At 68.8% G+C, this 14,397-nt stretch carries 11 protein-coding genes; 5 read left to right on the top strand and 6 right to left on the bottom strand.

Annotated features, from left to right (window positions below; genetic code table 11):
• Positions 1-192: 192 nt before the first annotated feature.
• The 5 genes from ACFU9P_RS19220 to ACFU9P_RS19200 all read left to right on the top strand — a co-directional run bounded on the left by ACFU9P_RS19220 (position 193) and on the right by ACFU9P_RS19200 (position 5,208).
• Entirely contained in the window at positions 193-1,221 is a 1,029-nt protein-coding gene (locus ACFU9P_RS19220; RefSeq protein ID WP_376380769.1) for a sugar ABC transporter substrate-binding protein, read from the top strand.
• Positions 1,218-2,291 (top strand): ABC transporter permease, encoded by a 1,074-nt coding sequence (locus tag ACFU9P_RS19215; RefSeq protein WP_384082196.1) that lies wholly within the window; start codon positions 1,218-1,220, stop codon positions 2,289-2,291. Before ACFU9P_RS19220 ends, ACFU9P_RS19215 begins: the two co-directional genes overlap by 4 nt.
• A complete protein-coding gene (locus ACFU9P_RS19210; protein WP_384082193.1) occupies positions 2,288-3,148 on the top strand; it encodes an ATP-binding cassette domain-containing protein in 861 nt (286 codons plus the stop codon). The genes ACFU9P_RS19215 and ACFU9P_RS19210 overlap by 4 nt, the downstream gene beginning before the upstream one ends.
• A 324-nt stretch (positions 3,149-3,472) precedes the next feature.
• Positions 3,473-4,633, top strand: a complete 1,161-nt coding sequence (locus tag ACFU9P_RS19205; RefSeq protein ID WP_376380778.1) for an ROK family glucokinase — start codon at positions 3,473-3,475, stop codon at positions 4,631-4,633.
• Complete coding sequence (locus ACFU9P_RS19200) at positions 4,630-5,208, top strand: hypothetical protein (protein ID WP_376380781.1); 579 nt, start codon at positions 4,630-4,632, stop codon at positions 5,206-5,208. Before ACFU9P_RS19205 ends, ACFU9P_RS19200 begins: the two co-directional genes overlap by 4 nt.
• Positions 5,209-5,239: 31 nt before the next feature.
• Here ACFU9P_RS19200 and zwf read toward each other — a convergent pair whose 3' ends face one another.
• The 6 genes from zwf to ACFU9P_RS19170 form a co-directional block, all read right to left on the bottom strand.
• The gene (zwf, locus tag ACFU9P_RS19195) at positions 5,240-6,676 is read right to left on the bottom strand and encodes a glucose-6-phosphate dehydrogenase (RefSeq protein WP_384082189.1); all 1,437 of its coding nucleotides are present in this window, start codon (positions 6,674-6,676) and stop codon (positions 5,240-5,242) included.
• Positions 6,673-7,710 carry a phosphogluconate dehydrogenase (NAD(+)-dependent, decarboxylating) gene (gene gnd, locus ACFU9P_RS19190; protein ID WP_384082186.1) on the bottom strand — a complete coding sequence of 346 codons (1,038 nt, stop codon included), beginning with the start codon at positions 7,708-7,710 and terminating at the stop codon, positions 6,673-6,675. Before gnd ends, zwf begins: the two co-directional genes overlap by 4 nt.
• 76 nt (positions 7,711-7,786) lie before the next feature.
• A complete protein-coding gene (gene tal, locus ACFU9P_RS19185) occupies positions 7,787-8,860 on the bottom strand; it encodes a transaldolase (protein ID WP_376380789.1) in 1,074 nt (357 codons plus the stop codon).
• Complete coding sequence (tkt, locus tag ACFU9P_RS19180; protein ID WP_384082183.1) at positions 8,857-10,920, bottom strand: transketolase; 2,064 nt, start codon at positions 10,918-10,920, stop codon at positions 8,857-8,859. The genes tal and tkt overlap by 4 nt, the downstream gene beginning before the upstream one ends.
• 217 nt (positions 10,921-11,137) lie before the next feature.
• Entirely contained in the window at positions 11,138-13,483 is a 2,346-nt protein-coding gene (locus tag ACFU9P_RS19175; protein ID WP_384082180.1) for a glycoside hydrolase family 65 protein, read from the bottom strand.
• On the bottom strand, positions 13,480-14,223 hold the full coding sequence (locus tag ACFU9P_RS19170; RefSeq protein WP_384082178.1) for a beta-phosphoglucomutase family hydrolase: 744 nt from the start codon (positions 14,221-14,223) through the stop codon (positions 13,480-13,482). Before ACFU9P_RS19170 ends, ACFU9P_RS19175 begins: the two co-directional genes overlap by 4 nt.
• Between the last annotated feature and the right edge of the window lie 174 nt (positions 14,224-14,397).

Below are 14,397 nucleotides of genomic sequence, written 5' to 3'. Positions count from 1 at the left end.
ACATGTCTTCTTCGTAAGAATGTACGGACAAACTATTGACGCCTGTACACGAGCGCGGCTAGAACTCGGGAACATCCGGTGGGCCACCCGGTGACCACCCGGCGAACACGCATGGCCGATACTTGGGCGGCCGGGCCGGATCCGCAGGGGCCCCGGCCGTACCGACGAGTTCAGCAAGAAGGGCGCGGCGTCGTGGCAACGGTTCGGACAGGGGTACGGGTACGCGCGCTGAGCGCGGCACTGGCGGCGGTGCTCGGGGTCTCGGCCCTCGCCGGATGCAGCAGCACGGGCGGCAAGCGCGCCGAGGAGGAGCGGGCCCGGCAGGCGGCGACCGCCCAGGGGCGGGCCGCGGTGAACACACCGAAGTGGACGGTGGCCATGGTCACCCACTCCGGTGACGGGGACACCTTCTGGGACATCGTCCAGAACGGCGCCAAGCAGGCCGCCGTCAAGGACAACATCGACTTCCTCTACGCGCACAGCGACGAGGGCCAGCAGCAGGCCCAGCTCGTCCAGTCGTACATCGACAAGAAGGTCGACGGGCTGATCGTCTCGCTCGCCAAGCCCGACGCGATGAAGGATGTCGTCACCAAGGCCGTCAAGGCCGGTATCCCGGTGATCACCGTGAACTCCGGGGCCGATCAGTCGAAGGCGTTCGGCGCGCTGACCCATATCGGCCAGGACGAGTCGATAGCCGGCGAGGCCGTCGGCGACGAACTCGGCGCACGCGGCAGGAAGAAGGCGCTCTGCGTCATCCACGAACAGGGCAACGTCGGCCTTGAACAGCGGTGCGCGGGAGCCAAGAAGAACTTCGGCGGACAGCTTGAGAACCTGTACGTCGACGGTACGAACATGCCGGACGTGCAGGCGTCCATCGAGGCCAAGCTGCAGAGCGACAAGAGCATCGACGCCGTCGTCACCCTCGGCGCGCCCTTCGCGGACGCCGCCGTCAAGGCCAAGCAGGGCGCGGGCAGCGACGCGGAGATCGACACCTTCGACCTGAACGCCAAGGTCGCCGCCGGACTCACGGCCGGGACGCTGGGCTTCGCCGTCGACCAGCAGCCGTACCTCCAGGGGTACGAGGCCGTGGACCTGCTCTGGCTCTACCGCTACAACGCCGATGTGCTCGGCGGCGGGCGCCCGGTCCTCACCGGACCGCAGATCATCACCAAGAAGGACGCCGGGGCACTGGCCGCGTACACCGAGCGGGGGACCCGATGACGGCGACCGCGCCCCCGGTGCCTCCGCTGAACGACAAGTCCCATGGGCAGGGCGGGGACGAGCGGCTGCTCCGTGTCTCGCCGCTGCGCGCGCTCCTCGGCCGCCCCGAACTCGGCGCGGTCGTCGGCGCCCTCGCCGTCTTCCTCTTCTTCTCGGTCGTCGCCGACTCCTTCCTCCGGGCCTCCAGCTTCGGCACCGTCCTGTACGCGGCCTCCACGATCGGGATCATGGCGGTCCCGGTGGCGCTGCTGATGATCGGCGGCGAGTTCGACCTCTCCGCCGGTGTGATGGTGACCAGCTCCGCGCTGATCTCCTCGATGTTCAGCTACCAGATGACCGCGAACGTCTGGGTGGGCGTCGGGGTGTCCCTGCTGGTCACGCTGGCCCTCGGCGCCTTCAACGGCGTGATGCTGACCCGTACGAAACTGCCCAGCTTCATCATCACGCTGGGCACCTTCCTGATGCTCACCGGCCTCAATCTCGGCCTGACGAAACTGATCAGCGGCACGGTCTCCACCAAGACCATCGCCGACATGGAGGGCTTCCCCTCCGCCAGGAAGCTCTTCGCCTCGCAGCTCACCCTCGGCGATGTCGAGCTGAAGGTCACCATCCTGTGGTGGGCCGCGCTGGTGGCGCTCGCCACCTGGATCCTGCTGCGGACCCGCTTCGGCAACTGGATCTTCGCGGTGGGCGGTAACGCGGAGGCCGCCCGCGCGGTCGGCGTACCGGTCACCAGGACCAAGATCGGGCTGTACATGGGCGTGGCCTTCTGCGCCTGGGTGGCCGGACAGCATCTGCTGTTCTCGTTCGATGTCGTCCAGTCCGGCGAGGGCGTCGGCAACGAGCTGATCTACATCATCGCGGCGGTCATCGGCGGCTGTCTGATCACCGGCGGATACGGTTCGGCGATCGGCTCCGCGGTCGGCGCGTTCATCTTCGGCATGACCAGCAAGGGCATCGTCTACGCGGAGTGGAACCCGGACTGGTTCAAGTTCTTCCTCGGAGCGATGCTCCTACTGGCCACGCTGCTCAACGCGTGGGTGCGCAAGCGTGCGGAGGCGACACGATGACGGCGGACGGCACGGCGGCGGAGGACAGGGCGGCCCACGGCGGGGCGGCCGGCGGCGGCGGGGCGGTGGACGGCGCGCTGGTCGAGCTGGACAGGGTCAGCAAGTACTACGGCAATGTCCGCGCCCTGGAAGGCGTCTCGCTGGAGGTGCGCGCGGGCGGGATCAGTTGCGTACTGGGCGACAACGGCGCGGGCAAGTCCACCCTGATCAAGATCATCGCCGGGCTGCACCAGCATGACGCGGGCGACTTCCTGATCGAGGGCGAGAAGACCGTACTGACCTCGCCGCGCGAAGCCCTGGACCGGGGCATCGCCACGGTCTACCAGGACCTCGCCGTGGTGCCGCTGATGCCGGTCTGGCGGAACTTCTTCCTGGGCTCGGAGCCGACCAGGGGGCGCGGGCCCCTCAAGCGGCTCGATGTCGGGCTCATGCGGGAGACGACCCGTACCGCGCTACTGCGGATGGGCATCGACCTGCGCGATGTCGACCAGCCGATCGGCACCCTGTCCGGCGGCGAGCGCCAGTGTGTGGCCATCGCCCGCGCCGTCCACTTCGGCGCGAAGGTCCTGGTCCTGGACGAGCCGACCGCGGCGCTCGGGGTGAAGCAGTCGGGTGTGGTGCTCAAATATGTGGCCGCCGCACGAGACGCGGGACTCGGGGTCGTGCTCATCACACACAACCCGCACCACGCCTTTCTGGTCGGGGACCGGTTCGTGCTGCTCAAGCGCGGCACCATGTCGGGCAGCCACACCAGGGACTCGATCACTCTGGACGAGCTGACCCGCCAGATGGCGGGCGGCTCCGAGCTGGAGGAGCTGAGCCATGAACTGGAGCGCGCCTCCGCCGACACCGCTTGAGCCCGCCCGGGACGCGTCAGCGTCCACGTCCGTAGGTCCGTAAGCCCGTAGGTCCGTAACTCCGTAAAAGTCCCGCCCGGCCCGCGACGCCCGTCACACGACCACAGGACACCCGCGACGCCCCGGACCGGCCCGCAGGGACCTTGACCCGGCCCCGACCGCCCCGGATGGCACAATCTGCCAGGGCGGACACCGTTCGCCGCCGCTGCCCACCCGGGCCGGCCGGCCCCTCATCCCAGGGACGACACGACCCGTGCGAGCACCCCAACCGCGGCCCCCACAGGCCGTGCCGCCTGAGCCGACCCGCACGAGGGAGTCCGGCCGATGAGCACCTACCGCGACCTCACGTCCCACCGCGGCACCGCCCGCGCCACCGTCCTGCGGACCGCCGGCACCCGCGAGCGCCGCTCCCTGCTCACCGCGCCCCGGGTCCCGACCGTCGGCATCGACATCGGCGGTACGAAGGTGATGGCCGGGGTCGTCGACCCCGACGGCAACATCCTGGAGAAGCTCCGCACCGAGACCCCGGACAAGTCCAAGAGCCCCCGGGTCGTCGAGGACACCATCGTCGAGCTGGTCCTCGATCTTTCCGACCGCCACGATGTGCACGCCGTCGGCATCGGCGCGGCCGGCTGGGTCGACGCCGACCGCTCCAAGGTGCTGTTCGCACCGCATCTCGCCTGGCGCGACGAACCCCTCAGGGACGCGCTCTCCGCCCGGCTCGCCGTCCCCGTTATGGTCGACAACGACGCCAACACCGCCGCCTGGGCGGAGTGGCGCTTCGGCGCCGGACGCGGCGAGGACCATCTCGTCATGATCACGCTCGGCACCGGGATCGGCGGCGCCATCCTGGAGGACGGCCGGGTCAAGCGCGGCAAGTACGGGGTCGCCGGCGAGTTCGGCCATATGCAGGTCGTGCCGGGCGGGCACCGCTGCCCCTGCGGCAACCGCGGCTGCTGGGAGCAGTACAGCTCGGGCAACGCGCTCGTACGGGAGGCCAGGGAGCTGGCCGCCGCCGACTCGCCGGTCGCGTACAACATCATCGACCGCGTCAAGGGCAGCGTCCATGACATCACAGGACCGCTGATCACCGAACTCGCCCGCGAGGGCGACGCCATGTGCGTCGAACTGTTCCAGGACATCGGCCAGTGGCTCGGCGTCGGCATCGCCAATCTGGCCGCCGCCCTCGACCCGTCCTGCTTCGTCATCGGCGGCGGGGTCAGCGCCGCCGACGATCTGCTGATCGGCCCCGCCCGCGACGCCTTCCGCCGCCATCTCACCGGCCGCGGCTACCGGCCCGAGGCCAGGATCACCAAGGCGCAGCTCGGCCCCGAGGCCGGCATGGTCGGCGCCGCCGACCTCTCCCGGCTGGTCGCCAGACGCTTCCGCCGCGCCAAGCGCCGCCGTGTCGAACGCCATGAGCGGTACGAGCGCTACGCCCAGGCCATCCGCACTTCCCGTACGAGCCAGGAACCGCCGTCATGACGCTGTCCCGACCGCTGCCGGCCACGGACGAGGCCGGAAAACCGCCGGAGGACCGGCGCCACCGCAACCGCCGCCGCTGGCTGACCGCCATCGTGATCGTGCTGCTCATCGGCATCCCGGCCGGCTATCTGGTGATCTCCGCCGGACAGAGCCGGGAGAGCGGCCGGGACAAGGAGGCCGAGTCCTCCGCCACCGGACTCCAGCACGTCCGGCCCTCCAGGATGAAGCGCCGGATCTTCGAGGTGCCGATCCCCAGCAGCGCCACCCGGGTGCGCTACTACGAGACGAGCAACTGGAAGACCAGCAGGCTGTACGTACAGTTCGACGTCACCTCCACCCAGCTCGACACCTTCCTCACCGGCATGGGCACCGACCGGTCCGCGCTCAAGGACGGCGACATCACCATCGGTCCGCGCGATCTGCGTACCGTCGGCTGGAACTTCGACCTGCCGGGCCACGACTGGGCAGGCACCAGCCACCGCCAGAAGGCACCGCGCCCCAGCCAGGACGTGGTCGTCGACCTCACGGAACCGGGCTTCCCCCGGGTATTCGTCGTCTCCACCACGACCCCCTGACCGCAGCCGCGCCTGACGGGCCCCCTTTCCTTCAGGGTTTGCGATCATCCGGCAGATACCAGCGGTAGGGGGCGATCAGTTCGGTGATGGCCGGTTCCGGGCCCCAGGAGCCGGGTGCGTACGGCTGCGGTGGCGGAGGAGACTCCAGAAGAGGGGCGGAAACCTCCCAGATGCGCTCGATGCCGTCGGACCCGGTGAACAGCGACTGGTCTCCCAGCATGGCGTCCAGGATCAGTCGTTCGTAGCCCTCCAGCCCGTGTGCCTGGCAGAAGGCGTGCTCGTAGTGGAACGCCATACTTGCCGGCCCGAGGAGCATGTCGGGGCCGGGCTCCTTCGCGAGGAAGTCGGCCGCGATCCATCCGGGGTCCCCGAAGTCGATCACGATCTTGTTCCCCTGATCCCTTACCTGCCTGGGAAGTTCGGTCCGGAACATCCTCAAGGGCGGCTCACGGAGGCCCAGGGTGATGACCTCCCGGCGCTGTGCGAGGTTCTTGCCGGAACGGAGATGGAAGGGCACTCCGGCCCACCGCCAGTTGTCCACCTCCAGGCGCAGTGCCGCGAACGTCTCGTTCTGCGAATCCGGGGCGACACCGGGCTCGTCGCGGTAGCCCTCGTACTGGCCGCGTACGACATGAGTGGGTTCGATGGGGCGCAGTGCCTCGAAGACCTTGGTCTTCTCATCCCGCAGCGGTTCGGCGTCGAGTGTGACGGGTGGTTCCATGGCCACGATCCCGAGCACCTGGATCAGGTGTGTCACGATCATGTCCCGGAAAGCGCCGGTGCCTTCGTAGAAGCCGGCGCGGCCCTCGATTCCGATCGATTCCGGCACGTCGATCTGAACATGGCTGATGTGGTTGCGGTTCCAGATCGGCTCGAACAGGCCGTTGGCAAAGCGGAGGGCGAGGATGTTCTCCACCGACTCCTTGCCGAGGAAGTGGTCGATGCGGAACACCTGGGACTCGTCGAAGACCGCGTGGATGGTTTCGTTGAGTGCTCGCGCCGACGCGAGATCAGTGCCGAAGGGCTTCTCGACGATCACTTTGGAGTTCGGGGCGAGGCCGGTTCCGCCGAGCATTTCGATGACGGACCTGAACGCCGGGGGCGGAATGGCCAGGTGGAACAGCCTGCGTGGCTGTCCGCCGAGGGAGTCCTCGGCTGCCCGCACCGCCGCGAGTAGCGGCTCGGCGTTGTCCGGATCCGCGGCGCCGAAGGACAGCGAGGCCTCGAAGGACTCCCATGCCGGGCCGGACGGATCGGACAGCCCGAAGGCAGCGACCGCGTCGTGCGTGTGCTTACGGAACGCGTCGTCGCTGAGCGCGGACCGGGACGTCGACGAGCCCACGATGCGGTAGCCGTTCGGAAGGAGCCCTGCCTGGGCGAGGTGGAACAGTCCGGGCAGCAGTTTGCGCTTGGCGAGGTCGCCGGTGGCGCCGAAGAGTACGATCACGTGGTCGTCCGGGCGTTTCATGACCGGCTCCTCTTCTCGGCGTGGCCGCCGAACTCGCTGCGCATGGCGGACAGGGCCCTGTCGGCGAACTCGCCGAGGCCCCGGGACTCGAATCGCTCGGTGAGTGCGGTGGTGATCACGGCGGCCGGTACGCCTTCGTCGACGGCCGCGAGTACCGTCCACCTGCCCTCGCCGGAGTCGGACACGTGTCCGGTGAACTCCTCCAGGTGCGGTGACCGGGCGAAGGCGTCCGCGGTCAGATCGACAAGCCAGGACCCCACGACCGAGCCGCGGCGCCATACCTCGGCGACTTCGCCGACATCGATCTCGTACTGGTAGGCCTCAGGCTCGCGCAGCGGGGTGGTCTCGGCGTCGGTGCTGAGCTTGCGGCGCCCCGCGTCGGCGTTCTTGATGATGCTGAGTCCTTCGGCGATCGAGGCCATCATCCCGTACTCGATCCCGTTGTGGACCATCTTCACGAAGTGTCCGGCGCCGCTCGGGCCGCAGTGCAGATAGCCGTCGGGTGCGGTTCCGTTGGTCCGTGTCCGGCTCGGTGTGGGGGCCGCGGAGCCGGTACCGGGGGCGATGGTCCGGAAAATCGGGTCGAGCCGGGCGACGGGCTCCGGCTCGCCGCCGATCATGAGGCAGTAGCCACGTTCCAGCCCCCAGATACCGCCTGAGGTTCCACAGTCGAGGTAGTGGATCCGGCGCGGAGCGAGCTGCTTGGCCCGGGTCATGTCGTCCCGGTAGTACGAGTTGCCGCCGTCGATGACCGTGTCGTCCGGATCGAGGAGTTCGACGAGCTGGTCGAGGACCGGCTGCACAACGGCGGCGGGCAGCATGAGCCAGGCGGCTCGGGGCCGCTCCAGTTTCGCCACGAAGTCCTTGAGCGAGCCGGCGCCGACAGCGCCCTCGCCTTCCAGTTCCTTCACTGCGCCCTCGCTGCGGTCGTAGACCACACAGTGATGGCCGTCGCGCATGAGCCTGCGGACGAGGTTGGATCCCATCCGGCCGAGCCCGATCATGCCGAGCTGCATGGGCGTATCGGTTGCCATGGCTGTTCTCCTGTCGGGACGGGCCCTGGCGTTTCAGGGCGCGGTGACTGGCGGCCCCCGCTTCCGCCGGGGGTGGTCAGACAAGGGCCTCCCGTTGCGCGGAGATACGCGCGAGGAGGTCGTTCCAGGAGGTCACGAAGGATGCCGCGCCATCGCTTTGAAGTTTCGCGGCGAGAGCCTTGACGTCCACGCCCGCGTCGGCGAACCGTGCCAGTACCGCGTCGCAGCCGTCGCCGTCGGCCGGCATGGGCTCGCCCACTTCGCCGTGATCGTAAAAGGCCTTGAGCGTCTCGTCGGGCATCGTGTTGACCGTGAACGGTGCGGCGAGTCCGTGGATGTAGAGCGTGTCCGACGCGGCGGGGTCCTTGGTGCGGGTGCTGGCCCACAGCAACCGTTGCATACGAGCGCCCGCGTTCCCCAGGCGTTGCGCACGGTCCGAGTCCAGCAATGTACGGTAGGCCCGGTAGATGTCCTGGCCGACGGCGAGACCGAGCCGGTCACGCAACTCGTCCGGTGCCTTTCCGCTGACAGCCGCGTCCCAGCGGGACATGAACACCGACGCCACCGACCCCACATCAGGATCGAGTCCTTGCTCCACCCTCCGTTCGACCCCCGTCAGATACGCGTCGGCGGCGGCCCGGTAGTGGTCGGCCGAGAACAGCAAGGTGATGTTCACCGGAACGCCCGAGGCAATGCTGTCGCTGATCGCCGGGAGACCTTCGGCGGTGCCGGGGATCTTGATGAACAGGTTGCTCCTGCCCGCTCGTGCGTGAAGTTCCCTCGCCGCTTCGATGGTCCGCGCCGTGTCGTACGCCAGAAGAGGTGACACCTCCAGGGAGACCCAGCCGTCCACGCCGTCCGTTCTCTCGTGGACGGGCAGAAACTGATCCGCGGCACGCTGGAGGTCCTCGATGGCCAGCTCGAAGAAGAGCTCCTCATCCGGCCGTCCCGCCGCGGACTTGGCGCGGATGGCGTCGTCGTACGAGCCGGAGGAAATGGCCTTGTCGAAGATCGAGGGGTTCGATGTCAGGCCGGTCACCGCGTAGTTGTCGATGTAGTGCTGGAGCTGACCGGAGTCGAGCATGTCGCGGGTGATGTTGTCCAGCCACAGACTCTGCCCGAGCTCGTGCAGCATCTGAGTCGCCTTCACGATGTTGTCTCCTTACCGTGTGCCACCAATTCGCGTGCCACCTGCGAGACCCGTTCAGGGGTGAAGCCGAACCTGTTGAGGAGCTGTTTGAGGGGCGCGGAGGCGCCGAAGGTGTGCATGCCGACGACGGCTCCGCGGTCGCCGACGTAGCGGTCCCAGCCGAGTGTGGAGGCCTCTTCGACCGCGACCCTGGCCGTCACCGCGGGTGGCAGCACCTCGTCCCGGTAGTCCCGCGGTTGCCGGTCGAACAGTTCCCAGCACGGCATGCTCACCACCCGGCACGCGATGCCGTCGGCGGTGAGTTCTTCGTACGCGGCCATGGCGAGTGACACCTCGGAGCCGGTGGCGAGCAGAATCACCTCCGGCTCGCCCGAGGGTGCTTCCGCCAGCACATAGGCTCCCCGCGCGACGCCGCCCGCCCCGCCGAGGCGGCTGCGGTCGAAGGTGGGAAGGGCCTGGCGGGAGAGGACCAGCGCCGCGGGCTCGTGGCGGAGGCTGGCGACCACCCGCCACATCTCCACCACCTCGTTGGCGTCGGCAGGGCGGAAGACGAGCAGCCCGGGCGTCGAGCGGAGCCCGGCAAGCTGCTCGACAGGCTGGTGGGTGGGTCCGTCCTCGCCGACCCCGATGGAGTCGTGGGTGAAGATGTGTACGGTCGGGATCTCCATCAGCGCGGAGAGGCGAATGGCCCCCTTGGCGTAGTCGGAGAAGATCAGGAAGCCCGACCAGTACGGCCGTAGTTTCGTCAGTGCCATACCGTTCGCGACGGCTGCCGACGCGTGCTCCCGGACGCCGAGGTGAAGGTTGCGCCCGGACCGGTCGCCGGGCTGGAAGTCGCCGGCGCCGTCGAAGGCGAGTCGGGTCCTGGTCGACGGTGTCAGATCGGCGGATCCGCCGAGGACCCATGGCACCGCCTGGGCGATGGCGTCCAGCACCTGGCCCGATGAGTCGCGGCTCGCCATCCCCTTCGGGTCGGCGGGGAAGGCGGGAAGTACGTTCTCCCAGCCCTCCGGCAGCTCCCGGCGATGGATTCGCTCCAGTTCGTCAGCGAGACCGGGGTAGGAGCCGCGATACGCCTCGAACGTCTTCTCCCAGTCGGTGCGCAACCCGTCGCCACGTGCCCCGATTCCCCGGGCGAACCAGTCGGGCAGGCCGTCGGGGATGTGGAAATCGGCGTCCGGCGGTATGCCGAGGAAGCGCTTGGCCGCTTTGACCCCTTCGGGCCCGAGCGGCGTCCCGTGCGCTTTCGGTGAATCCTCGACCGGCGAGCCATAGCCGATGTGGCTGTGGACCAGGACCAGAGTGGGACGCGCGGTCTCGGCTCGGAAGGTGTGGAAGGCGCGGCCGACCTGGTCGAGGTCGTTGGCGTCGGCGACGGTGGTCACGTTCCAGCCGTAAGCGAGGAAGCGGGCGGCGACGTCCTCGGTGAAGGTGATGTCGGTGTGGCCCTCGATGGTGACCCGGTTGGAGTCGTAGATCCAGCACAGGTTGGACAGCTTCAGATGCCCGGCCAGTGAGGCGGCCTCGGAGGAGATGCCCTCCATCATGCAGCCGTCCCCGGCGAGGGCGTACACGTCGAAGTCGAAGAGTGTGAAGTCCTCACGGTTGAACCGCGCCGCCAGCCACTGGCCGGCGATGGCCATGCCGACGGAGGTGGCGACACCCTGCCCGAGCGGGCCGGTGGTTGCCTCGACGCCGCTCGTCCACCGGTACTCGGGGTGGCCGGGGCAGTGCGAGTCGAGTTGCCGGAACGACTTCAGGTCATCGAGTGTGACCGCCGGGCGGCCCAGCACCTCGTAGTCGGGATCGACCGCGCGGACGCCGGTCAGGTGCAGCAGCGACCAGAGCAGGGCGGAGGCGTGGCCTTCGGAGAGCACGAAGCGGTCGCGGTTCGGCCAGATCGGGTCGGCCGGGTCGAAGCGCAGAAACTTCTGCCACAGTGTGTAGGCGACCGGTGCCATGCCCATGGGCGTTCCGGGGTGCCCGGAACCGGCCTTTTGGATCGCGTCCATGCACAATCCACGAATCGTGTTCACTGACAGTGTGTCGAGGTCGACCATCGCTTCGCCACATCCGTGCTCTCGGTGGATGTCTCCGTGAGTGCACTACGTCGGCGGGCCCGGCCGAAGAGGCCGGAGCGGAGCCCGGTCGCGCGATGAGGCAGGTCACCGGTTCGGGAGGACCGCCATTGCAGGCACTCTCTGCCTGGCCACGTACGGGCCGTTCAACGTACCCACTGTTGTCAGCCTAGGCTCGCCGGGACCTGCCCTCAACTTCTCAGTTGGGGCGCTCGGGGCGGCGTCCTGACGGTTGGGAGGGTTCCGGCAGGACGGTCGGCGGCTTGGTGGGCCGGGTCTGCGGGATGCCGCGGGAAACGGTCACGTGCTCCCCGAAGTGCCTGATCTCGATCGGTTCCCCGGCCACCAGGGTGTAGCAGGCATGGGAGTTGGTGATCTCGACGCGCAGACACCGCTGCCGTGCGTGCATCGAGAAGGCGAGCCGGCTGAGCTTCTCGGGCAGCCTGGGGGCGAAGTGCAGAGTTTCCCCGTGGCAGCGCATGCCCCCGAATCCCGCTACCAGCGCGATCCAGGTGCCGGCCAGGGAGGCGGTGTGCAGTCCGTCGCGGGTGTTCTTCTCCAGATCGTCCAGGTCCATCAGCGCGGCTTCGCCCAGGTAGTCGTAGGCCAGGCGCAAGTGGCCGACCTCGGCGGCCATGACGGCCTGGGTACACGCCGACAGGGAGGAGTCGCGGACGGTGAGCGGCTCGTAGTAGGCGAAATTCCGAGCCTTCTGGCCCTCTTCGAAGGCGTCACCGCGCAGATACATCGCCAGCACGACGTCCGCTTGTTTGATCACTTGCTTCCGGTACAGCTCGAGGTAGTGGAAGTGCAGCATCAGCGGGTACTGGTCGGGCCGGGTGCCGGCGAAATCCCAGACCTGGTGGCCGGTGAAGCCGGCTGACTGCTCGTGGATGCCCAGCGCGCTGTTGCAGGGCACGGCCATCGCCTTGGCGGCATCCCGCCAGGCGGCGATCTCCTTCTCGTCGACGCCGAGCGCCGTGGCCTGCTCCGGATGGCGCTCGGACGCGTCCGCGGCGCCCCGCAGATTCGTCTGGGCCATGAGATTGGTGTAGACGTTGTCGTCCGCGAGCGCACTGTATTCGTCCGGTCCGGTGACGCCGTCGATGTGGAAGCTGCCGTGGGTGTCGTGGTAGCCCAGCGAGTGCCACAACCGGGCCGACTCCACCAGCAGTTCCACGCCGGTCTCGCGCTCGAAGTCCACATCGCCGGTGGCTGAGACATAGCGCACGACGGCATTGGCGATGTCGGCGTTGATGTGGAAGGCCGCGGCGCCGGCCGGCCAGTAGCCGGAGCATTCCGCCCCGTCGATGGTGCGCCACGGGAAGGCCGCGCCCTCCAGGTCCAGTTGGCGGGCGCGGGTGCGGGCCGCGGGCAGGGTGTCCTGGCGCCAGCGCAGCGCCTCGGCGACGCAGCGCGGATAGGTGAAGGTGAGCAGGGGCAGGACGAAGGCCTCCGTGTCCCAGAAGGAGTGCCCGTCGTATCCGGAGCCGGTCAGGCCCTTGGCCGGGATCGCCCGCTGCTCTGCCCGGGCAGCGGCCTGCAGTACGTGGAAGAGCGCGAAGCGGATGGCCTGCTGGATCTCCGCGTCGCCGTCGACCTCGACATCCGCGTGTCCCCAGAAGTCGTCCAGGAACGCTCGCTGCTGGTCGGCCAGGCCCTGCCAGCCGGTGCTCCGCGCGCCGCTGAGCGCGGCCTCCACTTGATCCCGGAGGGCCGGCAGCGAACGCAGCCCGGACCAGCCGTAGGAGACCAGCTTCTCCAGACGGAGCGTCTCGCCGGGCTTGAGTTCGGTGACGACGGTGACCCGGGCGACATCGTCCGCGCTCTCGCTGGAGGCCCGGGTGGACGCCGGGCCCCGCACGATGTGGTCGGCGGCGGCCGCGATCCGCAGGTTGCTCTCGGCAGTGCGGTGCACCAGGCGCAGCCGCATGCCCGCGGCCACGTGTTCCTCGGGCCGTAGCGGTGACTCCAGGGCGGTGGCGACCCGCGGATCGGCGCTGGGCTGGGCCATCGGCTCATTGGCGACGAGTTCGGACTGGATGACGAGTCGCACCTCGTCGTCCACCGGTTCCACCTCGTAGGCGATCGCGGCGATGGCCCGCTGGGCGAAGGAGACCAGGCGGGTGGAGCGCACGCGGACGGTCCTGCCGGCCGGCGAGGTCCACTCGCACACGCGGTGCAACAGTCCGCTGCGCAGATCGAGCACCCGTTCGTGGGAACGAAGGTGCCCGTAACGCAGGTCGAACTGCTCGTCGTCGACCAGGAGGCGGATGAGCTTGCCGTCGGTGACGTTGATGACCGTCTGGCCGGACTCCGGATCGCCGTATCCGGCTTCCGCGTGGGGGCTCGGATGCTTCTCGTGCACGCCGTTGAGGTAGCTGCCCAGCAGTCCGTGCGGCTCGCCCTCATCGAGGTTGCCCCGCCAGCCGACGTGTCCGTTGGACAGGGCGAAGACCGATTCGCTCTGCGCCAGGACGTCCCAGTACAGCCCGCTCTCGCGCACCCGCCAGGGCTCGGCCACAAAGGCGGAATGGGTGATCACGTCACGTCCTCCAGCAACTGCGCGAGATCCTTCACGACAATGTCCGCACCGTGCTCACGCAGGGCGTCCGCCTGACCGACCCGGTCGACGCCGACAACGCATCCGAAGTGGCCGGACCGGCCGGCGTCCATACCTGCCAGGGCGTCCTCGAAAACGGCCGCCGCCCCGGGCTCGACGCCGAGGTCGTGCGCGGCTTCGAGGAAGGTGTCGGGGTGCGGCTTGCCGGGCAGCTTGCGCTCAGCCGCGACCACGCCGTCGATCCGCACGTCGAACTGCTTGTCCATGCCGACCGAGACGAGGATGTCGCGGCAGTTGGCGCTGGAGGAGACAACAGCGGTGCTGAGCCCGGCCGCGCGTACCGCCTCGACATAACGGACGGATCCCGCGTATGCCTGGGCACCCTGTGTATGGATCTTCTCCAGCAGCAGGGCGTTCTTGCGGTTGCCGAGGCCGTGCACGGTGTCCAGTCCGGGTGGGTCGTCGTCGGCTCCCTCGGGAAGCCTGATGCCGCGCGAGGCCAAGAAGGTGCGTACTCCGTCGGCGCGCGGGCGCCCGTCGACGTACGCGTCGTAGTCGGCCACCGAGTCGAAGGGCCGGAAGCCGGGGCCCTCCCGGTGCCGCAGGAAGTCGTCGAAGGCTTCCTTCCAAGCGGCGGCGTGCACCACCGCGGTCTTGGTCAGCACTCCGTCCAGATCGAACAGACAGGCTCGCGTCACGTCTGGAATGCCCAACTTTGTCATGACTTGGGCGTGCCCGTTCTGTCACCCCCTATCCGCGAAATCCATGAAAAAGCGAGACGGACGGGGCGGCAGGCCTTCCGGGCAGCCGCGCGTCGGCCTCGGATCATGGCCGAGAACGTGCTTCGGCGGGGCCGCTTGTACGATGCACGCGCGAGTTGCTTCAGGTACCTCGCG

The sequence above is a fragment of the Streptomyces sp. NPDC057617 genome, from assembly GCF_042800555.1.
In the GTDB taxonomy this organism is placed as follows: Bacteria; Actinomycetota; Actinomycetes; order Streptomycetales; family Streptomycetaceae; genus Streptomyces.
This window is presented reverse-complemented; position numbering and strand designations above follow the sequence as displayed.